The organism is Rubrivirga aquatilis, from assembly GCF_046845665.1.
Taxonomy (GTDB): Bacteria; Bacteroidota; Rhodothermia; order Rhodothermales; family Rubricoccaceae; genus Rubrivirga.
Window position 1 is genome coordinate 3,895,830 of the sequence record NZ_CP177355.1, and the last position, 24,874, is coordinate 3,920,703.

Annotated in this window: 19 protein-coding genes; 17 read left to right on the forward strand and 2 right to left on the reverse strand. The window is 73.3% G+C overall.

The genetic code is table 11. The features are described 5' to 3' along the window. Window positions 1–75: 75 nt before the first annotated feature. Window positions 76–1,998, reverse strand: coding sequence for a prolyl oligopeptidase family serine peptidase (locus ACLII4_RS17180; protein WP_412068622.1), 1,923 nt, complete (start codon window positions 1,996–1,998; stop codon window positions 76–78). Between the two features lie 217 nt (window positions 1,999–2,215). On the opposite strand from ACLII4_RS17180, the gene ACLII4_RS17185 reads away from it, so the two are divergent. Both ACLII4_RS17185 and ACLII4_RS17190 read left to right on the forward strand, forming a co-directional pair. Beyond that, complete coding sequence (locus tag ACLII4_RS17185) at window positions 2,216–2,707, forward strand: hypothetical protein (RefSeq protein WP_412068623.1); 492 nt, start codon at window positions 2,216–2,218, stop codon at window positions 2,705–2,707. A 37-nt stretch (window positions 2,708–2,744) separates the two neighbouring features. Continuing rightward, window positions 2,745–3,677 carry an alpha/beta fold hydrolase gene (locus tag ACLII4_RS17190; RefSeq protein ID WP_412068624.1) on the forward strand — a complete coding sequence of 311 codons (933 nt, stop codon included), beginning with the start codon at window positions 2,745–2,747 and terminating at the stop codon, window positions 3,675–3,677. A gap of 989 nt (window positions 3,678–4,666) precedes the next feature. Here ACLII4_RS17190 and ACLII4_RS17195 read toward each other — a convergent pair. Next, the gene (locus ACLII4_RS17195) at window positions 4,667–5,989 is read right to left on the reverse strand and encodes an amidohydrolase family protein (protein WP_412068625.1); all 1,323 of its coding nucleotides are present in this window, start codon (window positions 5,987–5,989) and stop codon (window positions 4,667–4,669) included. Window positions 5,990–6,286: 297 nt separating this feature from the next. Here ACLII4_RS17195 and ACLII4_RS17200 point away from each other — a divergent pair, with 297 nt between their 5' ends. The 15 genes from ACLII4_RS17200 to tssG all read left to right on the forward strand — a co-directional run bounded on the left by ACLII4_RS17200 (window position 6,287) and on the right by tssG (window position 24,853). Continuing rightward, on the forward strand, window positions 6,287–6,886 hold the full coding sequence (locus tag ACLII4_RS17200) for an ECF-type sigma factor (protein WP_412068626.1): 600 nt from the start codon (window positions 6,287–6,289) through the stop codon (window positions 6,884–6,886). Between the two features lies 1 nt (window position 6,887). Next, complete coding sequence (locus ACLII4_RS17205) at window positions 6,888–7,793, forward strand: serine/threonine-protein kinase (RefSeq protein ID WP_412068627.1); 906 nt, start codon at window positions 6,888–6,890, stop codon at window positions 7,791–7,793. A 112-nt stretch (window positions 7,794–7,905) separates the two neighbouring features. Further along, window positions 7,906–9,075: an FHA domain-containing protein gene (locus ACLII4_RS17210; protein ID WP_412068628.1), complete on the forward strand. Its 1,170-nt coding sequence runs from the start codon at window positions 7,906–7,908 to the stop codon at window positions 9,073–9,075. A 6-nt stretch (window positions 9,076–9,081) separates the two neighbouring features. After that, entirely contained in the window at window positions 9,082–9,579 is a 498-nt protein-coding gene (gene tssJ / locus ACLII4_RS17215) for a type VI secretion system lipoprotein TssJ (protein ID WP_412068629.1), read from the forward strand. A gap of 84 nt (window positions 9,580–9,663) precedes the next feature. After that, window positions 9,664–11,022 carry a type VI secretion system baseplate subunit TssK gene (gene tssK / locus ACLII4_RS17220; RefSeq protein ID WP_412068630.1) on the forward strand — a complete coding sequence of 453 codons (1,359 nt, stop codon included), beginning with the start codon at window positions 9,664–9,666 and terminating at the stop codon, window positions 11,020–11,022. Window positions 11,023–11,033: 11 nt separating this feature from the next. After that, window positions 11,034–12,587 (forward strand): type IVB secretion system protein IcmH/DotU, encoded by a 1,554-nt coding sequence (icmH, locus tag ACLII4_RS17225; protein ID WP_412068631.1) that lies wholly within the window; start codon window positions 11,034–11,036, stop codon window positions 12,585–12,587. Continuing rightward, window positions 12,584–16,087, forward strand: coding sequence for a type VI secretion system membrane subunit TssM (gene tssM, locus ACLII4_RS17230; RefSeq protein WP_412068632.1), 3,504 nt, complete (start codon window positions 12,584–12,586; stop codon window positions 16,085–16,087). The genes icmH and tssM overlap by 4 nt, the downstream gene beginning before the upstream one ends. A 201-nt stretch (window positions 16,088–16,288) precedes the next feature. Next, the gene (gene tagF / locus ACLII4_RS17235; RefSeq protein ID WP_412068633.1) at window positions 16,289–17,209 is read left to right on the forward strand and encodes a type VI secretion system-associated protein TagF; all 921 of its coding nucleotides are present in this window, start codon (window positions 16,289–16,291) and stop codon (window positions 17,207–17,209) included. Window positions 17,210–17,212: 3 nt separating this feature from the next. After that, complete coding sequence (gene tssA, locus ACLII4_RS17240; RefSeq protein WP_412068634.1) at window positions 17,213–18,805, forward strand: type VI secretion system protein TssA; 1,593 nt, start codon at window positions 17,213–17,215, stop codon at window positions 18,803–18,805. A 140-nt stretch (window positions 18,806–18,945) separates the two neighbouring features. Then, on the forward strand, window positions 18,946–19,458 hold the full coding sequence (gene tssB / locus ACLII4_RS17245) for a type VI secretion system contractile sheath small subunit (protein ID WP_412068635.1): 513 nt from the start codon (window positions 18,946–18,948) through the stop codon (window positions 19,456–19,458). A 55-nt stretch (window positions 19,459–19,513) separates the two neighbouring features. Further along, window positions 19,514–21,040 (forward strand): type VI secretion system contractile sheath large subunit, encoded by a 1,527-nt coding sequence (gene tssC / locus ACLII4_RS17250; RefSeq protein ID WP_412068636.1) that lies wholly within the window; start codon window positions 19,514–19,516, stop codon window positions 21,038–21,040. 114 nt (window positions 21,041–21,154) lie between these two features. Next, complete coding sequence (gene tssD / locus ACLII4_RS17255; protein ID WP_412068637.1) at window positions 21,155–21,631, forward strand: type VI secretion system tube protein TssD; 477 nt, start codon at window positions 21,155–21,157, stop codon at window positions 21,629–21,631. Window positions 21,632–21,720: 89 nt separating this feature from the next. After that, window positions 21,721–22,134 (forward strand): type VI secretion system baseplate subunit TssE, encoded by a 414-nt coding sequence (gene tssE, locus ACLII4_RS17260; RefSeq protein WP_412068638.1) that lies wholly within the window; start codon window positions 21,721–21,723, stop codon window positions 22,132–22,134. 2 nt (window positions 22,135–22,136) lie between these two features. Then, complete coding sequence (gene tssF, locus ACLII4_RS17265) at window positions 22,137–23,906, forward strand: type VI secretion system baseplate subunit TssF (RefSeq protein WP_412068639.1); 1,770 nt, start codon at window positions 22,137–22,139, stop codon at window positions 23,904–23,906. Beyond that, window positions 23,903–24,853 (forward strand): type VI secretion system baseplate subunit TssG, encoded by a 951-nt coding sequence (gene tssG, locus ACLII4_RS17270; protein ID WP_412068640.1) that lies wholly within the window; start codon window positions 23,903–23,905, stop codon window positions 24,851–24,853. The genes tssF and tssG overlap by 4 nt, the downstream gene beginning before the upstream one ends. Window positions 24,854–24,874: the final 21 nt, after the last annotated feature.

Here is a 24,874-nt window from a genome sequence, read left to right on the forward strand (position 1 = left end):
GTTCGCCCCCCTCTACTCCCACACAAGCGGGATCGCGGCCTTGCGTGAGCTCGACCCCGCCCCCGCCCAGACGCCCTATCGCAGCGGGGCGCGGAGGAACGCGACGGCCTGCGCCCAAACCTCGGGCGACCGCTGGACGATGTGGTCCGTGCCGGGCATCGTCACGAACGTGACGTCGACGCCGGCCGCCTCCAGCGCCGCCGCCAGGCCAGCGCCCTCGGCATACGGGACGTCGTCGTCGGCCGTCCCGTGGACGATCATCACGGCCGCCTCGACGCGGTCGGCGAGGGGCCGGCCGGCGCTGGCGGCGTAGGCGGCGGGGCAGTCCGCTGGGAGGCACCCCATGTACGGCTCCACCCACACCCGCATCGTCGCCGCGTCGACGGCGGGCGCGAAGAGGACGGCGGCGCGGAACACGTCGGGCGCCTCGGCGACGGCCCGGAGCCCGAGCACGCCGCCCAGGCTGTGGCCCAGCACGGCCACGCGCGCCGGGTCGAGCTCGGGGAACCGGGCGAGCACCTGCTCGACCGCCGCCCGGTGGTCGGCGACCTCGACCTGGCCGATCCGCCCGGCCGAGACGTCGAGGAAGGCCCGGCCCCGTCCCGGCGAGCCCCGTCCGTCGACGAACAGCGTCGCGAGCCCCTGCTCGGCGAGGCGGTAGGCCTCCCAGAGCCACGGCGTCTGCGGCGACCGCGGGACCTGCACCGCGTTCGGCCCGCCATACGCGTAGTCGACGAGGGCGACGCTCTGGGCGGGGTGGTCGCCGGGCGGGAGCACGAGGACGGCGTCGAGCGGCGTGACCCCGTCGGCGGAGGTCAGGACGAGCCGCTCGTGGCGGCGCGGGAGGTCGCCGATGAAGCCCCAGTCCGCCACCCACGGCGTGCCGATGGTCTCGCCCCCGGGCGTCACGCGGTCGACCTGGAGACGGTCTGGAAACCCCGCGCGGACGACGAGGAGGTCGCCGCCGTCGGTCGGGACCACCTCCTCGATCACGGGCCCGTCGGCCACCTTGCGCACGTCGCCGCCGAGGCCGACGCGGAAGAGGGCGTGGTCCCAGGGCCGCTCCGCGTCCGCCACGGCGACGACGTAGAGCGCGCCCGCCGCGCGGTCGACGTGGGCGACGCGCTGGACCGGGCCCGGCAGCGCGCCCTCGGTCAGCGGCCGGACGAGCCCGCCGTCGGCGTCGTACAGCGAGAGGTGCGCCTCGCCGGTCCGCTCGCTCGTCCACACAAAGCGGCCGCCGTCGACGAACGTGACCCAGCCGAGCCCGTCGAGGCGGCCGCCGTAGCCGTGGATCATCTCGATGCCGATGACGCGGCCCTCGGCCTCCTCGCGGAGCAGCGTCCGCGCCCTGCCGGTGTGCACGTCGAACTCGCGGAGGTCAAGGCGCCGGAGCAGGCGGTCAGCCTCCAAATAGCGTAGCCGCGCCCCGTCGGGGCTCCACCCGACGGCGTGGACAAACTCGGCGCCCGGCTCGTGCGGGACGGGCGCGGCGTCGCCAGTCGCACGCTCCACCACCCACAGGCGATGATCGGGGAGCGGCTCGCCGGCCCGGGAGTACGGCGCCCAGCGGACGGTGTCGCCCTCGGCCCCGAGCATCGGGATACGCGGCACGGCCGAATCGTCGACGCGGCGGACAGCTAGGCGCGCGCCGTCGGGCGACCACTTCGCGCTGGCGACGCTCCACCGTGGCCCGTCGCCGACCGGGACCGTCAGCGCGGGCGTGTCGGCGTCGGCCGCGCGGACCGTGAGGGCGCCGTCGGCGGTGCCGGCCAGCCACGCGCCGTCGGGCGAGGGCACCTCGAAGACGGGCCGGACGTGGGCGAACAGGCCGGGCTCGACCGGCCGCGGCTCGGGGCCGACCGGGCGGAACTCCGGAAGGTCGGGCCACAGCATCATCACGCGGGGGATGAGCGGGGGCCCCTCGGCCGGCTGCGCGGCGGCGCTGGTGGCGAGCACCGTCAGGAGGACGACGAGCGGGAGCGTCGAGGATCGCATCGGCCGGGGCGGTGGGGCGGAACGGCACGATAGACCGCAACCGGTAAACGCCGTCGCCCGCTAGCGGCCGGTGAGCTCGTCGAGCTCGGCCTCGACCGCCTCACCGCGCGCGGACGGCTCCCGATTGGGTCCAGCCCGAGCCCGGCCCCGCAGCGCTCCCGCCGACACCGACCGCCGGGGTTGGCGTACCTAGACGCTCGCCCACCCCCGCTCCACCATGCTGCGACTCTCCGTTTGGCCCGCCCTCGCCCTGTGCCTCCTCGTGGCCCCGCACGCCCGTTCGCAGGCTCCCGCCGACGACCTCGACGCCTTCTGGGTCGAGGCCGTCCGGACCGTCGTCGACGGCGACTTCGACGGCTACGCGGCGCTCTACCACCCCGACGCCGTCCTCGTGAGCCTCTTCACCAACGACTCGAAGCCGATCGCCGGGGCGTTCGCGGAGTGGAAGCCGTACTTCGACGACACCGCGGCCGGGCGGAAGGAGGCCGGGCTGGAGTTCCGGTTTACGCAGCGGCTCCGCAGCGAGACGACGGCCCACGAGACGGGCATGTTCTCGTACCGCCTGCATCCCGTCGGCGAGGAGGCGCCGGCGCCGGTCTACATCCACTTTGAGTCGCTGCTGGTCCGGGATGGCGACGGGTGGACGTGGCTGATGGAGTACCAGAAGTCCGTGGCGACGGCGGACGAGTGGGAGGCCGCCGCCCCCTGAGCCGCTCCCCCATCCCCTGCCTTTTCCCCGCCCCCCGATGACCGCTCGCCTTGCCGCCCTCGCCGTCGCCGTCGTGTGCCTCGCGGCCCCGGCGCTCGCTCAGACGACCGGGACGGCGCCGTCCGACGGCGTCGACCTCTACTACCACACGTACGGCGAGGGCCCGCCGCTCCTGGTCCTCAACGGCGGCCCGGGGCTCTCCAGCGAGCACTTTGCCGGCCTGGCCCGCCAACTCGCCGCGCTCGGCGACGGGCACCGCGTGATCCTCTTCGACCAGCGCGGGACGGGCCGCTCCCCGCTCGCCACCGTCAGCAGTTCGACGATCACCGTCGACTTGATGGTCCGCGACATCGAGGCGCTGCGGCGGCACCTCGGGACCGAGGCGTGGGCCGTGCTGGGGCACTCGTGGGGCGGGATGTACGCCATGCTCTACGCGACCCGCCACCCCGACCGCGTCCGCGGCCTCGTCCTGTCGTCGTCCGGCGGGGCCGACCTCTCGTGGCTCGACTATGTCGGCTCGAACATCCGGATGCGCCTGGGCCCGGAGCGGCGGGCGGTCTACGAGCGGTCGTTCGACCCGGCATACCAGGCGCTCGACCCCGACCGCGCCGCGCGCGAGCGGGTCGAATCCCTCGCCGCGGCCTACGTCTACGACCCCGAGAACATCCCCTTTGTCGTCGAGTCGCTGACGCGGGAGGGCGCCAACTTCCCCCAGGTGCGCGGCCTGGTCTACGCCGACCTCCGGCGGACCGGGTACGACCTGTACGACGCGCTGGCCGGGTTCACGCGCCCCGCCCTCGTCGTCCACGGCCGCCAGGACCTCTTGGGCGACCTCGTGCCGTTCCGGACGAACGAGGCGCTCGCCAACTCCGAGATCGTCTGGCTCGACCAGTGCAGCCACTACGGGTGGCTCGACCAGCCCGACGCCTACTTCGGCGCCATCGGGGCCTTCCTCGCCCGCCTCACCTGATCCCATGCTGATCCGTGCAGCGGGCCTCCTGCTCGCCCGCTCCGCCTCGGAGAGATCGTGGGTGGTGAGGCCTGGAGCGAGGCAGAGACGGGCGGTGTGGCACGCCTCCTGGCTTCCGGCCGCCGGTACATTTTGGGCATGCGATACAGTGGTCACGAGTGGTTCCTCTGCTGGCATGCCTGGCTGCACAAGGCCGTCTGCGCGCTGGCCGACGATCCGAGCGCGACTGGTCACTGGTCAGCGTCGCGCCGCTGATCGCAAAGGCCGCCAGAGGGATCGGGGTCACCCGTCCGCAGCGCGACGACCGCTACCCTGTGGACGGGCTCATCCGCGCATGGCAGCAGCTCGGTGCCTCGCCGGAGACCCGAGACGCTCTCTCTCCGACGCCATCGGAGAGCACGCGAGGTCGGGCGATCTCGGGGCGATCACCCTGGCCCTGCAGTTCTTGTCGTCGTGCCCGATGGCGTCTGGGGGCGACGTGTTTGCAGACCTCTCCCTCGCCGGTACGGCCCGGGAGACGCCCGCCCCTCGTTCGGGCAAGACTGGCACCCTGTACGGCGCACCCCTCCACGCCGCGTGTCTCTGGCGCTACGGAGGCGAGGTGCCTCCGGCGATCGTCGACGCGGCCTGCGCCGAGGGCCTGAGTGGGGCGACCGAGACGTGCTCCTCGTACTCGTCGACCTCGCGTCCGACTGGCTCCAGACGCATACCGACCGGCTTCCGGCTCTCTATCCCGGGGGGATTCGGAGCGATCTGGAAGTCCCTCGTGGGGCACGGCATGACGCCCGAGGCCGCCGTCGCCCGCGTCCTCCCCCATCCCAACGAGCACGGACACCGAAGCCTGCACATCGTCATCCAGTACAGGCGCTCCCTCGAGGCCCCGACGCGCATGGCCCTTCTCGCAATGCTGAGTTGAACGCGTGCTGGCGACGAGTGCCGTTCGGAAGGTGCCCCCGTACCTCGCCCACCTCGGCGCCGAGGCGGGCGGGCTAGCGGGCGTGGCGGGCGGCGATGGCCGCCAGCCGGCGGTCGATCTCGGCACGCGGCAACCACCGTCCGCGCACCATCACGCCAGCGATCTGCTGGAGGTGGGCGGCGTCCGCCAGCGGATCTGCGTCGAGCAGCACGAGGTCGGCGCGGTGGCCGAGCGCCACGCTCCCGAAGGTGTCGGACGCAGCAAAGTGGGCGCCGACGGCGGTCGTCCCAGCATACAGGATCTCGTACGGCGACAGCCCGGCGGCCACGAGATAGGGCAGCTCGCGGTGGAGCGAGAAGCCGGGGACACTGAAGAGTTGGGGCGCGTCGGTGCCCATAAGGATGGGCACGCCGCCGGCGTGGAGCGCGGCCAGAATGCGCGTCCGGTTGTCGATCACGTGCCTCGCGGCTTGCGGGTCGGCGGCGGCGCGGCGGCTCGCGGCGCCGGCCGTCCATGTGCGGACCTGGCCGTCGGAGACGTACGCCAGCTCGGGGTACGCCGCGAGGGCGTCAAGGTCGGCGGTGCCGTAGAGCACCTCCCAGAGCGCCATCGTCGGGACGACTGCCGCGCCCGCCTCTCGTGCAGCGCGGACGACCGCCGCCAGCGCCTTCGGGTCAACGGGGCCCCGGTCCCCGTCGAGGGCCTCCACGAATCCGTCGAGGTGGTCGAACGTCTCCTGGCCCTGCGCGAGGGCGTGCGCCAGCCCCACATCTGCGGGGACGTGGCCGCCAAACCGCATGCCGGTCTCCCGAGCGGCTTCGGCCATCGCGTCGTACTCGGCCCGGGTGGGGCCCGGGTGGACCTTCAGCAGATCCCAGCCCTCGGCCGCCTGCCGGCGCACCATCGCCTCCGCCTGCTCGGGCGACGAGACGCTGCGGCCGTTGAAGCTGGGCCCGGCAAGGTAGAGCGTCGGCGACCAGATCTCGCTGCGCGCTGCGCGGTCGCGGAGCGCCAGCTGGCCGTCGGCCCCGAGCATTCCACGCACGGTCGTGATGCCGCTGGCGAGGTAGAGGAACAGCGTCTCCTCGGTGTCGATGGCTGGCGCTCGCGGGGGCGGGACGTGGCCGTGCATCTCGGCCAGGCCCGGGATGAGGAAGCGCCCCCGCCCGTCAATGCGGGCCGCGCCGTCGGGAATGGCCACCTCACCACTGGGGCCGACGGCCACGATTCGGCCGCCGGAGACAACGACCGTGTGGTCCGCCAGCGCACGCTCGGCGCCGTCCATAGGGATCACGGTGACGTGCTCGACGGCCGTCGTGGCGGAGTCCGAGGGAGCGGGCGCCGGGGAACCGCACGCGGCGACGAGGACCGTTGCGAGGAGGGCGAGGACGGGCATGGATCGACGGGGAGTTGGCAAAGCCAACCTAGGCCACAGGGCCCGAGACCGGACCGGGAGAGGCTGGCGGAGCCAATGTTAGTTGACAATCGGACGGTTAGGCACCAAGGGTCCCACGAGCGCCACCCCCCCCCACGACGCCTCAGGGTGGCCGTCGGGCTCCAACAGACAAGTGACACACATAAGCCCAGCAGACACAACGCACCGGGCCGGGGAGATTCTTGGGGCTCGGGCTACTCTGGGGTGATCGCTCCGCCGCACGGACGGTGCGTCCCAGATACACGAGACCCCTTCCCCATGGTCACCCCTGCCCCCGTCGACGCCTCAGGCGTCGGCGACGATGTTGACGCCGACGCCGCCGAGTTGCTCGGCACGCTTGGGCACGATGCCGACGACCCGGCCCACTCGGCGCGTGTCTACGCCCAGCTTCGCCAGATCGCCCACGCCCACCGCGTCCGTGCGTTCGGCTCGCCGTCGGTCTGCACGACGGCCCTCGTCCATGAGGCGTACCTCAAGTTGGCGCGGTCCGCCATGCGATTCCGGAGCCGTGCCCACTTCATGATGACCTCGTCGCGAGCGATGCGGCAGGTGCTGCTCAACTACGCCGAGGCGCGGTGCGCGCAGAAGCGCGGCGGTGGCCTCTACCCGGTCCCGCTCGACGAAGCGACGGGCGTCTCGATGACCGACGGCGAGGCAGCCGAGATCGCTGAGATCGGCTCCGCCCTGCGGCGGCTCGAGCGCCACGACCAGCGGGGCGTGCAGGTCGTGGAGTGCCGGTTCTTCGCTGGGCTCACCGTCGACGAGACGGCCGAGGCACTGGGCCTGTCGCCGGCGACGGTGACGCGGAGCTGGCGCGCGGCGAGGACGTGGCTCTATGGCGCGCTCGCCGAGGCCTGAGGTGGCGCCGTCCCGGCGCCTGCTCTCCGGGCCCGACGCCCAGGCCGCCGCCTTCTTCGAGCGGTTGATGGAGGGCCCGCTCCGGCTCGGCGCCGACCCGCCCCCGCCGCCATCGGCGGTCGGCGGCTGGGAGGTGCGGGGGAAGCTCGGCTGGGGCGGCGGGAGCGTCGTTTACGCCGCCGAGCGCCCGACGCCGGCCGGGCTGCAGCGAGCCGCGCTCAAGCTGGCGACCCGGGACGTCAAGGGCGTGCGCGACCAGTTCGCACACGAGGCCCGGATGCTGCGGCGCCTCGGCCCCCCCTCCGTGCCCGTCCTCCTCGATGTGGGCGTGGCCGAGGACGGCCGGCCGTACCTCGCGATGGAGCCCGTCGACGGGCAGCGGTCCTCGGACCACGCGCGCAATCTGACGCCCCTGCAGCGGCTCCTGCTGGGCTGGCGGCTGTGCCGGGCCATCGAGACGCTGCACGACCGGGGCCTCGTCCACGCGGACCTCAAGCCCGAGCACCTGATCGTCCGCCCCGACGGCACGGTCGTCGTGCTCGACCTCGGGCTGTCTCGGCGCCCCGGCCGTGAGGCGCCACGAGGGCTCGGCCTCACGCCCGAGTTTGCATCGCCAGAGCAGGTGCTCGGCGAGCCCGTCGGCTTCCCGGCGGACGTGTACGCCCTCGGGCTGTTGCTCTTCGAGGTCATCGGCGGGGAGCGCCAGCGCGTCCCGTGGGCCCTGGGCGACAGCGGGCTCGACCTCCCGGATCCGCCCGTTCCGGGCAGCGCGTGGGCGGCCCTCGACGCCAGCCTGGCGACGGTGTTGCAGACGGCTACCGAGGCCGACCCCGCCCGACGCTACCCCACGGCCGGTGTCCTGGTGCGCGCCCTCGATGCCGTCCTCGATGCGACAGCCGGGGCGTGAGGGCCCGGTTCGAGACGAAGAACAGGCCTCCAGACGAACGGCGTGCATTGGGGAGCCGGAAGGCCCGACCTTTCGGGCAACCGTTCATCGCCCGACGCCACTCTCTTTCCCTATGCGCCTCAAGCTCACCGTCGCCCACGCCGAGCGCGGCGACGAGCCCCGGACCTACGCCTTGGAACAGGACGCCGTGGTCATCGGCCGGGCCGGCACCTGCGACTTACCGCTCGACGACCCCGACCGGGTCGTGAGCAAGCAGCACGCCGAACTCCGCGTCGTCGGCGACCGGCTCCGCGTGGTCGACCTCGGAAGCAAAAACCACACGTTCGTCGACGGGGTCCGCGTCGGCTCCGACGGTGCGGATGTGGTGGACGGCGCCACCGTTGAGCTAGGCCCGTTCCGCGTCCACGTCGTGATCGACCGCGACCGGCTGATCGCCGACGACCTCGACCGGACCGTGTTCGGGGCCGCCTTCGCCAACCCCTTCGCAGACGAGGCGGCGGCCTTGGCCGATGCCCTCGCCGCCTTCCGCCGCGCTTACGCCGGGCTCGACTACGGCCACCGCGACGACGCGCTCCGGACGGCCTTGGCCGACACCGCTGGCCGCGACGCCGAGGCCCTGGCGGCGGTCGTCACGGGGACCTCGCTCGCGAGCGGGCCCGCCGCCGCGCCGCCGGCTCCGGCGACACCGGCCGCCTCGGCAGGCGACCCGCTCGACGACCTGTTCGGCCCCCCGATCGGCGGCGTCCCAGCTGGGCAAGCCCCGACCCCGGACCCGTTCGCGCCGCCCCCAGCCGCCACTCCGCCCGCGCCCGTGCCGAGTGTCGGCGCCGGGCCCGACCCGCTCCACCACGCCCTCGCGGCCGTCGTCGCCCGACTCATCAGCCTACCTGGCCGGTTCCGGCACGAGTTCTTGGGCCACACCGTCATCCACGCGCCCGAGACGGCGTTCCTGTTCGAGGCCGACCCCGATGCCCTGTTGCGGCACCTGTGGCCGGAGGGGCAGCGCGCGAGCCGGCTGGCGCTCCTCGACCAGGCGACGGAGGCCGTCCTCCACCACCACCAGGGCTTGCTCGAAGGGTACCGCGCCGCCGCGCACACCGGCGCCGCGGTGCTCGTCGACGGGCTCGACCCCGACAAGCTCGGCGGCGACCTCGACGCCGTTCGCCAGCGCTGTGCGATGATGCGGGCAGAAGACTTCGCCGCCGCCGAGCGACGCGTCTACCGCCCGGCCTTCGCCCAGGCCTACCTCGACGCCATGGCGCGCGCGCGCGCCGCTTCCTGACGACTCATGACCCGACTCCTCGCCCTCTCGCTCGTTCTCGCACTGTCCGGCTGCGGCCTCCTCGGCGGAGGCGGAGGCGCCGTCGTGCCCGACCCCGTCGAGGCCACGCCCGACACGCCACCGCCCCCGACCGGGCCCTCGTCGGTTTCCCTAGTCGGGCAGGCCACCATGAACGCAGGCGGCAACTCGGCCCGCGTCTACCTCTACCCGCTGGCGAGCGAGGCCACCTTCCGCGCGACGCCCGTTCAGGCGTTCTGGCAAGACCCCGCCGGCACGTTGGGCGCGGACCTCGTGGGCAGCATCCGCGACGCGACCGTCCGGCCCGGCGAGACGACGCCGCTCGACGGGCTCGACCTCGGGAGCGCCATCTACCTCGGCATCGCCGCCGACCTCCGGGTGCCCGACGGCGACCGCTGGCGGGCGGTGATCCCCGTAGCGGACCTGCTGGGCCGCGACGTGGTGGTGACGGTGCTGGAGGGTGGGGTGTCCGCCGTCACCCGGTAGCGACGCCGTGACCGACCGGACGGCGGTCTCCGGTATCTGAGGGCGAGGCCACGCGCACCTGCGGGCCAAACCCCGCACCTGCCCGTGTCCGACCGCCGCCGCGTCGTCTGGTTCGAGGGGATGACCCTCGACCCCCACCATCTCCAGCAGTGGGACCGCGCCGTCCGCGCGGACATCGACGCCCGTGTCGGTGCCGTCGCCCGATTCGGCTGGGGGCTCGCCCACCTCGAGGTCGACCGCGACCGGCTCGCGAACGGCGAGTTCGCGCTCGTCGCCGCCAGCGGGATTCTTCCGGACGGGCTCCCGTTCCAGTTCCCCCGCGACGGGCCCGTCCCCGCCGCCCGCGACATGGCCGACGGGCTGGCGCCGACCGCCGAGACGGTCCGGGTGTACCTCGCCGTCCCGTCCATCCGCGCGGGCGGCGCGAACGTGTTGCTCGACGGCGCGGCGGCGCGGCGCGAGACCCGGTTCATCGCCGAGACGGCCACCATCCCGGACGACACCACGGGCGCCGACGAGCGCGACGTGCAGGTCGGCCGTGTCAACGCGCGCGTCGTGTTCGAGAGCGAGGCGCGCGAGGATCTCACCGCCATCCCCATCGCCGAGGTCGGCCGCGCGGGCGACGGGAGCTACGCGCTCCGACCGACCTTCATCGCGCCGTCCGTCGCCGTGAACGCGACCGCGGCCCTCGACGCCCTCCTTCGCCGGACGACCGAGCGGCTGGCGGCGCGGTCCGGGGAGCTGTCGGGCCGGTGGCAGGCCGCCCGCAACCAGCGCGAGATCTCGCCCGGCGACGTGACGGCGCAGGCGCTGCTCTCGGCCGCCGCCGAGTACGCCCCACGCATCGACCACCTGCGGCGGACCGAGGCCCACCCCGCCGACGCGTTCGGCGAGCTGGCCGGGCTGGCGGGTCGCCTGTGGGCCGCCGTGCCGAATGCGGGCCCTGCCCCGAGCGAGCTCCCCGCCTACGACCACGCCGACCCGACGGCGGGCTTCCACGCCCTCGTCGGCGCCGTCGAGCAGTTGCTCGGCGGCACGGCGCCGCGCCAGAATTACACCCGCGTCCCGCTCGTGCGGCGCCGCGCCAACCTCTTCCACGCGCCCGTCGCCGCCGACGTGCTCGACGCGCCGAGCCTGGTGCTGGCGGTCCGCCGCCAGGGCATCAGCCCGGAGCACCTGCGCCAGGCGCTCCCGCCTGTCATCCGCGTGGCGTCGCCGGACACCATCGAGGCCGTCATCCGCTCGGCCACGCTCGCGCTGACGTTGCAAGCCGCCGTCACGCCGCCGTCGGGCCTGCCCGTCGACCCGGCGGCCGCCTACTTCGTGCCCCGCCGGAGCGGCCCCTTCTGGGACGCCATCCGCGAGGCCGGCGCCGTCGCCCTCTTCACCCCCGCCGAGTTCGCCGACGCCGAGTTCGAACTCCTGGCCCCGACGCCGGGCTAGCCCTCCGCCCCATGGCCGACGACCCGCGAAACGACGACGACGCCACCCGGATCTACCGTCCGTACGGGAGCCCTCCGCCCGACGACGGCTCCGATCCGCTCGCGTCCCCACCCGACGACGGGAGCGGCACGGACCCGTTCGCCCCCGCGGCCGATCCGTTCGCTCCTCCGGCGGCCTCGGACCCGTTCGCTGCGCCGTCGGCGCACGACCCGTTTGCCCCGCCGCCCGCCAACGACCCGTTCGCCGCGCCGGCGGCCTCGGACCCCTTTGCGGCACCTGATGCCGCCCCCGAGTCCCCGTTCGCCGCGCCCGGTGCTACCGACCCGTTCGCGCCCCCCCCGACGTCAGACCCGTTCGCCGCGCCCGGTGCGGGGGCGGCCGCCACGCCGGACCCGTTCGCACCGGCGACCGACGACCCCTTCTCCCCGGCGAGCCCCGACCCCTTCGCGCCGTCTGCCAGCCCGCCAGCGCCCGATCCGTTCGCTCCCGCAGCGGGTGCAGCGGACCCGTTCGCGCCAGCCGACGACGACCCGTTCCGCGCACCCGCTGCGGCGCCGGACCCGTTCACGCCCCCGCCCGCGGCACGCACGCCGCCCCCGCCCGCGGCGCCCCCGGCACCGGACCCCTTCGCGCCCCCGGCACCGGACCCCTTCGCGCCCCCAGCGCCGGACCCGTACCGCGCCGGCCCCGCCGACCCGTTCGCGCCGGCCCCGACGCCCGCGCCCCGCGCGCCGGCCGAGCGCGCCGACCCGTTCGCCCCCGTCGCGGGGGTCGGTGCGGGCGCCGACCCGTTCGCGAGCCTTCAGGGCCCAGGCCTCGGCGGCCCGGCGTCGTTCGACTCCGGGATGCATGAGGCGATGCACGAGAGCGACGCGCTCCTGCTGCCCGCCGCGTTCGGCGCCGAGCGGTCGCTGGCGGGCGCGTTCACGTCCGTGTTCTCACTCGTCCTCCAACTCCGCGCCTCTGACCACCTCGGCGACCCGACGGACCTCCGCACGCGCATCGAGTCGATGCTGCGCGAGGCCGCCGCCAGTGCTCGCGAGGCCGGGGCCGCCGACGCTGATGTCGAGGAAGCCACCACCGCGCTCGTCGCCTTCCTCGACGAGGCCGTGCTCGGCTCCGACTGGCCCGGCCGCGACGCCTGGGCGTCCGAGCCGCTCCAGCTGACGCACTACGACCGCAACGACTTGGGCGAGCGGTTCTTCGACCGCCTCAAGCGGCTGCTCGACGAGGGCGCCGTCCGCCGCGACGTGCTGGAGGTCTACTACTTGTGCCTCGCGCTCGGCTTCAAAGGCCGGTACGCGATCCACGGCCGCGAGGTGCTGCGGCGGCTCGTCACCGACTTGCACGAACGGCTCTCTGGCCGGGCCGCCCCGGGGCCGCTCGCGCCGCGCGGGCACTCCCGCGAAGTCCCGGCCGAGGCCGAGAAGGGGGGCATCCCGACGTGGGCGCTCTGGGCGGGCGCCGCCGCGCTCGTGCTCGTGCTCTACCTCGGGCTCAGTCTCTCGCTCTCCGCCGCCGCCTCCGACGCCGTCGAGGCCCTGCGCGCCCTCTCAGACTCATGAACCCACGCAACCTCTTCTACGGCGCGCTCGCCACCGCCGGCGTCAGCGGCCTGGTGATTGCGCTCTTCCGGTATGGGCTGCCGATGACGACGCTGCTCCTGATCGTCATCAGCATGCTGGTGATGGCCATCGTTGGGCTGGCGGTCTCGGCGATGCGCGCGCGGCGCAAGAAGGGTGGGTCCGTGGAGGACGCGCTCCGCGCCCAGTCGGAGCGCGAGGCCGCCTCCATGGCGCCCGACCGCCGGGCGGAGATCCAGCGGATGCAGGAGTCCTTCGACCAGGCCGTCACACGGCTCAAGGCCTCGTCGCTGGGCGAGGGCGGCCGGTTCGGGAAGGGCAAGCGGGCGCTCTACGCGCTCCCGTGGTACCTCGTCGTCGGCCCGCCGGGCGCCGGCAAGACGACGGCGCTGCTCCAGTCCGGCCTGCGCTTCCCCGCCGGTGCCGAGCGCGTGCGCGGCGTCGGCGGCACCCGCAACTGCGACTGGTTCTTTACCGACGAGGCCATCCTCCTCGACACCGCCGGCCGCTACACGACCGAGGACGAGGACCGCGACGAGTGGAACGCCTTCCTCGACGCCTTGCGCGAGAGCCGTCCCGACCGCCCCATCAACGGCGTCGTGGTCGGCATCGCCGCCCAGGACCTCTTGGGCGACGAGCGCGACTTGGAAGACCACGCCGACAACATCCGCCGCCGTATCGACGAGTTGGTCGCCCGCCTCGGGCTCGGGCTGCCCGTCTACCTCGTCATCACCAAGACCGACCTGGTCCCCGGCTTCGTCGACGTGTTCGGCGAGTTGGACCGCGCGGGCCGCGAGCAGGTCTGGGGCGCGACCGTCGAGCCGCACGTCACGGCCGACCCGAGCGCCGTCGTCGAGCGCGAGTTCGACACCCTGCTGGAGGCCCTCAAGCCGCACCGCGACGCCCGACTGGCGCGCGACCTCCGCCGCGAGGAGCGCCGCCGCGTGTACTCGTTCCCCCTGGAGTTCGGGGCGCTGAAGGAGCGGCTGGCCACGTTCGCCGGGCTCGTCTTCGCGCCGGACCCGCTGGCGGACGGACCGCTCTTCCGGGGCTTCTACTTTACATCGGGCACGCAGGAGGGCGCGCCCATCGACCGCGTGATCGGGGCGCTCGCCGAGCAGTTCGGGCTACGCACGCCGCCGCCGCCGCGCCCGCCGGCCGAGCCCAAGAGCTACTTCCTCAAGGGCGTCTTCACCGACGTCGTCTTCCGCGACCGCTACCTCGCGCGGCGCACCAAAAAGGCCGCTGGGGCGACGTGGCGCGCGATGACGCGGACGGGGCTCGTCGCCCTGGGCGTCGCTGCCATCGCCGCGACCGCGCTCGGCTTCGCCGGCGCCCGGAGTGGCCTCGACCTGCGCAATCTCGTCTCTCGCGCCGACGACGCGTCGGGCGCCACGTTCGGCGTCGACGGCGCGCGGTACTCGGAAGTCAACCGGCTGGAGGGGCTGCGCGAGGAGGTCGCCCGCCTCGGGTCGTCCCGCCCGGTGTCGCGCGCGCTGCGGATGGGGCTCGACCGGGGCGACACCGTCTACGAGCCCGCCGCCCGCCTCTACTACGGGCTCGCGCGCGACCTGGTCGACGTGTATGCCGTCCGCCAGCTCCGCACGTCGCTGGAGCGCGCGCGGCGCTTCGACCAGCCCGACACGACGCTCGCGCCCGGCGAGCAGACCGCCGCGCGCCGCGCCGCCCAGCGGGTCGACATCGAGAACGATCTGGAGGCGTACCTGCTGCTGACGACACACTCGGACTCGCTCCGCACAAGCGTCCACATGCGGGACGCGCTCAAGACGCGGCTGGCCGAGCTCGCCCCGCGCGGCGCCCTGGGCGAGCAGCCCGCCGACCGCGAGGCCATGACCGAACTGGTCGTTCGCCAGACCGACGCGTTCGTCGACGGGCTTGCGGCCGGGCTCGCGGAGCCCTTCGAGGCCGACCCCTCGCTGATCGCCGCCGCCATCGACGTGGTGGACGTGCCGCCGACGCTCGACGGGCTCTATGAGCGGATCCGGCGCGAGGCGCTGGCGCGGCTGGCCCCGCTCGGCCTGCGCGACGCCTTGCTGGAGGAGCACCTCAGCCTGTTTGCCCCGGCGGGGACCGTCCCGGGCTTCTTCACCCGAGATGGCTGGGACCGCGTCGTCCGCCAGCGTTTCCGCGAGGCCGCCGCCGACCCTGCCGACGAGTACTGGGCCCTCGGCCGGACGGCCGCCGACTTGCCGCCCGAGCTCCGCGACGCCGACGCGGTGTACGACGCGCTCATGGCGCGGTACCAGCGCGAGTACGTCTCGTCGTGGACCCGCTTCCTGCACTCGGTCCGCTACAAACCCGCCGACGGCGCGGCGGCCGAGGCCCGGCTCGCGATCCTAGGCTCCCCGACGGACTCTCCGATCGGCTGGCTCCTGGCCGTCGTCTCCGAGCAAACGACGCTCCCGCCCGAGGACACCGCGCCCCGCTCGCGCGGCCTCCTCGACCGGGCCGCAAGCGCCGTGGGCATGGGGGACGACGAGCAGGCGAGCGCCGACACCGTCGACGTGGTCGGCGCCGCGTTCGCCGGGATCCACCGCCTGCGTGCGGCCGGCTTGCAGACCGGCGAGGCCGACGAGGGGCTCTACCAGGCGCTCGAGGCGCTCGCCCAGTTTGGCCGCCGCATCGGCGGGGCCGCCGGCGACCGAGGACTGGCGAACGACATGCTGGCAACGACCAAGGACGAGATCGAGCAGGGCACGCGCGGCATGGACCGCCAGACGCGCCAGAACCTGTTCTTCAGCCCGCTCGACATCACGACGACGCTGACCGTCGAGCGCGTGACGGGCGAGGCCGCCGCCGCCGAGGCCGCCGCCACCAGCGAGGCCGAGGCCGAGGCCGTCGCCGAGGTCGCCAGCGCCTACCGTGAGAAGGTGGCCGGACGCTACCCGTTCTCGCCGCGCAGCGACCGCGACGCCGCCCTCGACGACGCCCGCAGCTTCTTCGAGCCCGGCGGCGACCTCGACGCGCTCGCCGAAGCGCTCGGGCCCGACGGCGGCTCCCCTGCCTTGCGCCGCGCCATCGAGCGCGGGCAGCGCATCGGGCGCGTCCTGTCGGGCGACCTCTCGTTCCGCTTGCGGGCCGACCTCCCGAGCTACTCCAACGACGCCGCCCAGCGCGAGCTCGCCGTCGACGCCATCGCCCTGGGCGCGCACGGGCGCAACACGGTCTACCAGCTCGGCAGCCGCCGCTGGGAAGACATGCGGTGGCCCGGCGCGCCCGGCGCCTACGTCACCGTCCAGCGCGCCGGAGGCCCACTCACGATCGACGCCGAGGGCGACTGGGCCCTCTTCCGGCTCCTGCAACAGGCCACCATCCGCCCGCAAGGCGGCACGCTCTACGACGTCAGCTGGTCGTTCAGCGAGGGGCCGCACTCGGTCACCGTCCGCTACGAGATGCGGACCTCGTCTGAGAACTCGCCGCTGGCGAATGTGGCCCAGTTCTTCCAATTCTCCCTCCCGTGATCGCGGCACGCCCGGCCGTCGCTCTCAACACGAGTCGCCTCCTCCTGTCGGGGGGAGGCCAGGAGAGGGGCGGGCCGCTGGGAGCGACGTGTTGGGGGCCTCCGCCCCCCCCCGCGGGGAGTGAGTTCGGGATGCTCCCCGCCGACCGATGACCGGCCCCGCTCGCGTCCCGTGGGCCTGTGCCGCTCGCCCGAGGCGGTCGTGAGCGTACCCCTCCTCTTCGGCAAGCTCCCCGCCCGCGCCGACTTCGTGCGCCGGGGCCCGACGAGCCCGGCCGCCGACGCCTTCGACACGCTCGTCCAGCGGGCCCTGCGCGACCGCGACCGTCCCCAGGGCCCGCTCTACCGGATGGTGTTGGCGCCGCCCCAGGCCTCCGACGCCGTCGTGGGCGCCGTCGCGATGAGCCACGATGCCGTCGGGCGCGCGTACCCGCTGGTGGTCGGGCGGACGGTCCCTCGGGCCGACCTCGACCCCGCCTCGGCCGCCGCGTGGCCCTTGCGGTGGGCCGAACTCGTCGGGGCCTCTGCGGGGCTCGTCGACGGCGCCCGGCGCGGGCTCCCGCTCGATGACGTGGGCCACCGACTCGACGACCTCCCGGCGCTTTCGCCATCGACCGGGCGGAGCGAGCACGTCGACACCCACGTCCGGGCGCTCGCGGCGATGCCGGCGCGCGCGCTGTGGCAGCGGCTCTGGGGCTCGACGGACGCCGGGCGTGCGGCGTGCCTGCTCCGCAAGCTCTCGCAGTCGCCCCGAGGGCCCGTCACGTACGGGCTGCGCTTCCCCCTCCCCCCGCCCGCGCCCGACTTCCGCCGGAGCGACGCCGTCGCCGTGTGGCTCGCCGTCTGCGCCCACCTGCTGCCCCGGCCGGCGGCCCCGCCGTCGCTGTTCTGGACGGACGGCCCGCCGGGCGCGCTGCTGGTCTTCTTCGGCGCGATCTCCCCTGGGGCCTTGCGCGCGCTGCTGGCGGGCCGCCCCACCGACCGGATCGCCGCCGTCGATGCCGGGCCCGAGACCGACGAGGCCCGCGCCTTGGCCGCGCTCCCTGCTACCGCCCGTCGCGCCCTCGGTGCCGACCGGGCCTCCCTGGCTGACGTCCTCGCCTCGCTCCATTCCCTCCGCTGACCCATGGCCGACGACGCCTTCACAACGCCCCGTCTCGACGCGATCCGCGCCCCGGTTTCCAGCGACGCCCCCGCCGGCATCGACGTCAAGTACGACGACGACTTCCAGGCCCTCAAAACACACGTCGACCAGCTCGGCGCGGCCACTGGCGACGTGGACTTTGATGCCATCGTCGACTTGGGGACGGCGATCCTGACCGCAAAGTCGAAGGACCTCTCGGTCGTCGGCTACCTCATGTTGGGGCTGTCCCGAACGGCGGGGCTGGCAGGGCTCGCGGAGGGGATCGCCGCCGTCCGCGCCGTCACCGAGGGGTTTTGGGAGGACGCCTTCCCGCCGCTGCGCCGGATGCGGGGTCGGCAGGCGGCGCTGCAGTTCGTCGCCGAGCGGGCGTCGGCATTCGTGAAGGACACCAAGGCCACGCCCGACGACCGCGAGGTGCTGGAGCGTATGGAAGCCGACACCGTCGCGCTCCAGGCGTTCGTGACCGAGGCCATGGGCGAGGACGCCCCTGCCTACAGCGGGGTGCTGCGGGAGGTCCGCGAGTCGCTGCGCCGTCTGCCCAAGCCCGAGCCAGAGGCGCCCGAGCCCGGCCCGGAGGCGCCAGCCGCCGGCGACGGGCCGTCGGGTGCGCCCGCCTCAGACGCGCCCAGCGCGCCGCGCCCGTCTGCGCCCCCCAGCGGAGGTGGGGGAGGCGACGCCTCGTTCTCCACGGCCAAAGAGGCTGCGCTCGTGGTGATGAAGGTGGCCCAATTCCACCGCGAGGCCGATGCGCTCGACGCCGTCGCGTTCGGACTGGTCCGCGCCGTCCGTTGGTGCGCCATCGCCGCCCCCCCACCGACGGGCAAGATCCCGCCGCCGCCGAAGCCCCGCCGCGATGCGCTGGCGGGGTTGGTGGGTGGCCCGCCCGCCACGCTAGTGGCCCAGGGCGAGGCCGCGTTTCAGCAGTCCCCGTTCCATTTCTGGTTGGACCTACAACGGCTGGTCGCCAGCGCGCTCGAGGCGCTGGGGCCGTCCGGGGCCGCCGCCCACGCCACGGTCGTGGATGGGACCGCCTCGCTGGTGCGGCGCCTCCCCGGGCTGGCGTCCACCACGTTCCAGGACGGCACGCCGTTCGCCGACCCACTCACTGCCGCCTGGCTCGACGAGATCTCGGCCCCCCCTGGCGGCGGCGGTGGAGGTGCGGCCCTCGACGACGCGCTCGCCGAGGCGCTCGACACCTCACGCAAGCAGGCCGCCGGGGGCGATGTGCCCGGGGCCGTCGCGGCGCTCATGGCTGGGGCTGGAGCCCCACGCGATCGGTTCAGGAGGTCCGTCGCCGCGGCGGAGTTGGCGCTCGGCGCCGGCCGCCCCGACGTGGCCCTGGCGCTTCTCGACGGCGCCGACGAGGCGCTCCGGACCCACCGCCTCGACGAGTGGGACCCGGCCACGGCTGCCCCCGCCCTGCGTCTCCTCCACACGGCGTGCTCGGCGCTCAAGGCCGCGCCCGGGTCGCCTGCTCGCAAGGCCGCCCTCTCGGGCCGCGCCGACGACGCCTTCGCCCGGCTCGCCCGGATCGACCCCGCCTTCGCCTTGCGCACGGCCGCGCCGACCGGGTAAGCCGCGCCAAGCGGGTACGCCGCCCCTCTGCCTCGGCCTCTCGCCGGAGCCCGCAACGGGCAACCGCTGAAAACCCAAGGACGCGTGACGGCACGCGCCATCCTTTCCGGTATCCACACACAGAGCCCCCTCCCCCGCCGATGTCCCAGAGTTTCCAACACGAGAAGCCCCCGTCCCGCGTCAACCTGTTCCTCGAAGTCGCCAAGGGCGATGCCAAGGAGCGCGTCGAGCTCCCGATGCGGATGCTCGTCGTCGGTGACTTCACCGGTCGCGAGGACGGAACCGCCGTCGAAGACCGCGAGGTGATCAACCTCAACAAAGACAACTTCGGGGACGTCCTGAAGTCCCAGGAGCTGCGTGTCCAGACGACCGTCGAGAACACGCTGACCGACGAGGACGACCTCGCCGTCGACCTGACGTTCGACTCGATGGCCTCGTTCAACCCCGAGCAGATCGCTCGGCAGGTGCCCGAGCTGTCGCGTCTGCTGGCGACCCGCAACCTGCTTCAGGACTTGCGCAACCGACTCATCTCGGCGGCCGACTTCCGCAAGCAGATCGAGTCCGTCATCAACGACCCGGCCGCTCGCGAGCAGCTCCTGTCCGAGCTCGACGCCATCATCCAAGAGGATGACGCGCCGGCGGACGACGCCTAACCCACCGCTGGCGCCCTGCGCCGACGCCCTTTCTCCACCGACGACCCCCGCACGTATGGCCGAGAGCCAACTGCAGACCGACGACGCTGCCCAGGCCACCGAGGCCGAGGGCTCCCTCCTCGACTCCATCCTCGCGAAAGTCGATGTCAAGGCCCCCAAGGGCGACGTCACGATCAACTCGTTCTCCGACGCCGACGCCATCGGCGGTCAGGAGCGGGGAGCCATGATGTCCGCCGCACTCCGTGTCTTCGTCGACGCGGTCGCCAAGAGCGGGAAGCCCGTCGCCAAGATCGACAAGCATCTCGTCGACGGCTTGGTCTCCGACATCGACGCGACGATCAGCCGCCAGCTCGACCGGATCCTCCACTCCGACAAGGTCCAGAAGCTGGAGTCCGCATGGCGCGGACTGAAGTTCCTGGTCGACCGGACGGACTTCCGCAAGAACGTCAAGATCGAGCTCCTCAACGTGTCCAAGGACACGCTGCGGGAAAGCTTCGAAGACGCCCCGGAGCTGATTCAGAGCGCGCTCTACCGGCACGTCTACACCAACGCCTACGACCAGCCGGGCGCCGACCCGTACTCGGCCATCGTCTCGGCCTACGAGTTCGACGCCTCGCCGCAAGACATGGCCCTGCTGCAGGACGTGTCGAAGGTGGCCTCGTCCGCCCACGCCCCGTTCCTGGGCGCCGTCGGCCCGCAGTTCTTCGGCAAGGAGTCCATGGAGGAGTGGAAGAAGATCCCCGACCTCTCCGCCTACATGGAGCTGACGGACTTCACCAAGTGGAACGCCCTCCGCGACACCGAGGACGCCCGGTACCTGGGCCTGACGTTCCCGCGCTTCCTGCTCCGCCTCCCCTACGGCCAGGACACCGTCCCGGTCAAGTCCTTCAACTACGAGGAGGAGGTGAGCGGCGCCGACCACGACCGCTACCTCTGGGGCAACTCGTCGTTCGCCTTCGCCAGCAACATGGTCCGCGCCTTCCAGCGCGACGGCTGGGCCGTCCAGATCCGAGGCCCGCAGTCCGGCGGCAAGGTCGACGACCTGCCCGTCCACCTCTACGACGTGGGCAAGGGCAAGCAGGCCAAGATCCCGACCGAGGTCCCGATCTCGGAGACGCTGGAGTTCGAGGCCGCGAACCTCGGGTTCATGCCGCTCTCGCACTACCAGGGCCGCGACTTCGCCGCGTTCTTCTCGGCCAACTCGACCCAGCGCCCGAAGCTCTACGACGACGACGCGGCGACGGCCAACAGCCGGATCAACGCGCGGCTCCCGTACATCTTCCTCGCCTCCCGCATCGCGCACTACCTGAAGGTCTTGCAGCGCGAGAACATCGGGGCGACGAAGGACGCCGGCGCCATCGAGCACGAGCTCAACACCTGGCTCAAGGGGCTCGTCACCGAGATGGACAACCCGAGCGCCGAGCAGGTCGCCAAGTACCCGCTCAAGGCGGCCTCGGTGACGGTCGTCGAGCTCGACGACAACCCGGGCTTTTTCCGGGTCCAGACGGCGATCAAGCCGCACTTCCAGATCGAGGGGATGGACATCTCCCTCTCCCTCGTGGGCAAGATGCCCAAGAAGTAGCCCGGCCGCGGGCGCCCGCCCGCGCCGGTCGACCTCCCGCCACACGCTGGCGCCACGACTGTGGCGTCGGGGCCTCGTACACCCTATTCCCAAACCGCTCGCGAGAGCACCGCTATGCCCACTCCCATCTACATGAGCATCAACGACAACGGGGTCGCTGGCTCCGTTGAGATCGCTGGCCGTGAGGAGACCATCGAGATCATTGAGGTCGAGCACGACGTGCACATCCCGACCGACATCCACTCGGGCCGCTCGTCGGGCGTCCGCCAGCACGGCCGGTTCACGGTCCGCGCGGCCATCGACAAGGCCACGCCGTACCTCTACAAGGCGGTCACCGAGGGCGAGACCTACGACACGGTCAAGTTCAGCTTCTTCCAGATCGACGACACGGGCACCGAGGTCGAGTACTACACGATCCTGCTCGAACGCGTGAAGGTGGCCTCGGTCAAGCTCGACGTCCCCAACGTCAAGAACATCGAGAAGGAGCACTACCCGCACATGGTCGAGTACGGCTTCGTCTACGGCAAGATCACGTGGACCTGGAACGACGGCACGCTCGAGCACACCGACGACTGGGTCGCGGCGCGCTAGCTCCCGTCGGTACGGGGTACGAGGGACCGGGTACGCAAGGCACGCGCCAGCCACCGGACCGTACCCCGTACCGAGTACTCCGTACCTCTATGGTCATCCGTCTCGCCCTGTTCGACGTCCTGGAGGGCCGGTTCGGCGGGCGCGTGCCTGTCGAGACGGTCTCGGAGGAGGACCGCCGGGTGCATAGCGTGGTCGGCCACCTGCAGAGGCTTCTCAACACGCGGCAAGGGTCGGTCCCGCACATCCCCGACTATGGACTGCCAGACCCCGCCGAAGCTCGCCGCAGGGGCGACGACGCCCTGGACCAGCTCCGCAAGGCCGTCCGTGACGCCATCGTGACCTACGAGCCCCGCCTGGCGCGCGTCCGCGTCGAGGCGAAGGCGACGGACGCCGCCGCCATGCGGACGACGTTCGTCATCACGGGCGAGGTCGAGCGTGGTCGACGGGTCCGGCTCGAAACCACGTTCGGGTCCCAGGAGCCGACCGCGGTGCGCCCGGCCTAGCCATGCTCCACCGCCATTATGAGAGTGAGCTCCGGTACTTCCGCGAGGGCGGGGCCGCCTTTGCGGAGGCCCACCCCGAGCAGGCGCGCATGCTGCGGCTGGACGCGCTGGAAGACCGGGACCCCTACGTCGAGCGACTGATCGAAGGGGTCGCCTTCCTGTCAGCGAGGGTTCAAGAACGGCTCGACGACGACCTCCCGGAGTACACGCAGCGCCTCGTGGGGCTGCTGTATCCGCATTTCCTGACGCCCTTCCCGTCGTGCTGCGTGGTCGCCTTCGACCCGCTGCCCGGCTTGGTGCAGGAGACCGTGACGATGCCGCGCGGGGCCGAGGTGCTGTCAGCGCCGGTCGGGCCCGAGCGGACCGCATGCCGGTTCCAAACCACGCAAGCCGTTCGGCTCCACCCCCTCGCGATCCGGTCCGTAGAGTTGCGTTACGACGCCGACGACACGAGCCGGGCGCGCATCGTGTTCGAGACGACCGGCGGGGCCACGCTCTCGTCGCTGGACCTGACGGCCTTGACGCTGACGCTCCACGCCGAGACCCCCGTCGCCTCCACGGCCCACCAGATGCTGACGCGCCATGCGACGCGCGTCGAGGCGCGGGCGGGCACCGACCTCTCCGACCGGCCCGGAGAGAGCGGCCCCCCGCTCTGGAGCGCGCGTGGCGAGGCCCTCCGCCCGGCGGGCCTCGCCGACGACCAGGCGCTGCTCCCCCACGGCGACGCGCTCCCCTCGGGCTTGCGGCTGCTCCAGGAATGGCTCCTTTTCCGTCGCAAGTTCTGGCAGGTAGAGATCGGCGGGCTCGACGCGGCCTCCCAAGCGGCGCCGGACGCGACCCAGCTTGCGGTCGACATCGTCTTCGACCGGTCCTACCCGGAAGACCGACAGCTCAAGGCCGAGCACGTCCGCCTCCACTGCACACCGGCGGTCAACCTGTTCGACCACGACGCCGAGCCGACGCGGGCCGAGCACACCTGGGCCGAGCAGCGCATCGTCCCCAGCTTGCGCCAGCGCCGGACCATCGAGGCCTACGACGTGACGAGCGTCATAGGCATCGAGCAGGGCACCGGGCGGCGACGGACGTACGCGCGCAGCTTCGGGCTCTCGGCCGACGCCGAGCGCGCCTTCGACGTGCTCCGCCGACCCGGCGCCACGCCCGGCCTCGACCTCTACCTCCAGCTCGCGAGCGCCGACCTCGACGCGGGCACCCCCACGCCCGAGACGTTGTCGGTCAGCTTGCGCTGCACGAACGGCGCCCTGCCCTACGAGGCGCTCCGCCCGGGCGCCCTCGACCGGCTCGCCTCGACGGCGCCCCAGCTGGCGACCGTCACCAACCTCGACCGGCCCTCGCTCACGCGCCGCCCGCCGCTCGACCGGCACCCGGACCTGCTGTGGGCCCTGCTCGCGCACTGGTCGTTCAGCCACGGCTCCATCGCCACGCCCGAGGCGCTGACCGGCCTGCTGGAGCTCTACGACTGGGCCGACTCCGACGCCAGCCGCCGACGCCGCCGAGGGATCACCGACGTGACCTGGACCCCGGCCGAGACGCTCCACCGGGGCGCCGTCCGCCGGGGCGCCCACGTCACGGTGACGGTCGCCGACGGCCACTTTGCCGACGACGGCGACCTCGCGCTGTTCGGCCTGATCATCAGCGAAATGCTGTCGCTGTACGCGACCATCAACGCCTTCGTGCACCTCACCGTCGAGACCACACCGTCGGGCCAATCGATGACGTGGGCGCCCGACCGGGGCCGCCGGCCTCTGGTATGAGCCGCCCCACCCCCCACACCTCGACTCAGGAGCGGCTCGCCGACGAGCCGTACCACTTCGGCTTTTTCCAGGCGCTCCGCCTGCTGGCGGCGTCCCGCGGCGGGCCCACCTCGATTGGCGGGTCGGTGTACGACGACGAAGCCGTTCGCGTCCGGCCCGACGCCTCGTCGGTCTTTCCCGCCGCCGACCTCCGCCGCCTCCTCGACGGCGGCGATGATGGCGCGACGACGGTCGAGGTCGGGTTCGGCGGGCTCTACGGCATCGACGCCGCGCTGCCCGCGTCCTTCCACGAGACGATCGCGACGGGCGAAGAGCACACGCGCCCCCTGCGCGACTTCCTCGACTTCGTCGGCCACCGGACGTACGCCCAGCTGTGGCGCGCGTGGGCGCGGTACCGGCCCGAGATCCGAGGCGTCGGGGCGCACGGGCCGCGCGCGGTCGCGCTGGCGGGCGGCGCCGGCGTGGACGCCTCGCTGCTCCCGCTCGCGGCGCGGCTCAACGCGTGGGCCCGCAACGCCGAGGGCCTGCGCGCGCTGCTCACCCACGCGACCGGACTCGTCGTCCGCATCGTGGAGAACGTGCCTCGGCGCGTGCGACTGGGCGAGCGCCCCCGGCTCGGCTCGGCTCGGCTCGGCCTCGACGCCGTCGTGGGCGAACGGGTCTACGACGAGTCCGGGATGTTCCGCATCGAGCTCGGGCCGCTCGGCATCGACGACTTCCGCGACTTGCTGCCCGGCTGCTCCGGCGCCGCCCGCTTGGCCGCCCTTGTCCGCCTGTACGCTTCCGACGTGCTCGATTACGACGTCGATCTGATCCTCCGCTCCGACGAGGCCCCGCCGCTCGTCCTCGGCGACGCTGCCAGCGCCCGCCTGGGCCGCAACGCCACCATCGGCTCTCCCCGCGAGCCGCTCCTGCGCCGCCGCGTCCGCTACGTCCCCGCCACATGACGGCCGCCTCGCCCCCGCTCT

Excerpts from the sequence above, each read along its gene's own strand:
- tssD (WP_412068637.1), top strand. The coding sequence starts at position 21,155 with ATGCCCACTCCCATCTACATGAGCATCAACGACAACGGGGTCGCTGGC.
- ACLII4_RS17185 (WP_412068623.1), top strand. The coding sequence starts at position 2,216 with ATGCTGCGACTCTCCGTTTGGCCCGCCCTCGCCCTGTGCCTCCTCGTG.
- tssG (WP_412068640.1), top strand. The coding sequence starts at position 23,903 with ATGAGCCGCCCCACCCCCCACACCTCGACTCAGGAGCGGCTCGCCGAC.
- ACLII4_RS17195 (WP_412068625.1), bottom strand. The coding sequence starts at position 5,989 with ATGCCCGTCCTCGCCCTCCTCGCAACGGTCCTCGTCGCCGCGTGCGGT.
- tssJ (WP_412068629.1), top strand. The coding sequence starts at position 9,082 with ATGACCCGACTCCTCGCCCTCTCGCTCGTTCTCGCACTGTCCGGCTGC.
- tssA (WP_412068634.1), top strand. The coding sequence starts at position 17,213 with ATGGCCGACGACGCCTTCACAACGCCCCGTCTCGACGCGATCCGCGCC.
- ACLII4_RS17190 (WP_412068624.1), top strand. The coding sequence starts at position 2,745 with ATGACCGCTCGCCTTGCCGCCCTCGCCGTCGCCGTCGTGTGCCTCGCG.
- tssE (WP_412068638.1), top strand. The coding sequence starts at position 21,721 with ATGGTCATCCGTCTCGCCCTGTTCGACGTCCTGGAGGGCCGGTTCGGC.
- ACLII4_RS17200 (WP_412068626.1), top strand. The coding sequence starts at position 6,287 with ATGGTCACCCCTGCCCCCGTCGACGCCTCAGGCGTCGGCGACGATGTT.
- icmH (WP_412068631.1), top strand. The coding sequence starts at position 11,034 with ATGGCCGACGACCCGCGAAACGACGACGACGCCACCCGGATCTACCGT.
- tssC (WP_412068636.1), top strand. The coding sequence starts at position 19,514 with ATGGCCGAGAGCCAACTGCAGACCGACGACGCTGCCCAGGCCACCGAG.
- tssM (WP_412068632.1), top strand. The coding sequence starts at position 12,584 with ATGAACCCACGCAACCTCTTCTACGGCGCGCTCGCCACCGCCGGCGTC.
- tssF (WP_412068639.1), top strand. The coding sequence starts at position 22,137 with ATGCTCCACCGCCATTATGAGAGTGAGCTCCGGTACTTCCGCGAGGGC.
- ACLII4_RS17180 (WP_412068622.1), bottom strand. The coding sequence starts at position 1,998 with ATGCGATCCTCGACGCTCCCGCTCGTCGTCCTCCTGACGGTGCTCGCC.
- ACLII4_RS17210 (WP_412068628.1), top strand. The coding sequence starts at position 7,906 with ATGCGCCTCAAGCTCACCGTCGCCCACGCCGAGCGCGGCGACGAGCCC.
- tssB (WP_412068635.1), top strand. The coding sequence starts at position 18,946 with ATGTCCCAGAGTTTCCAACACGAGAAGCCCCCGTCCCGCGTCAACCTG.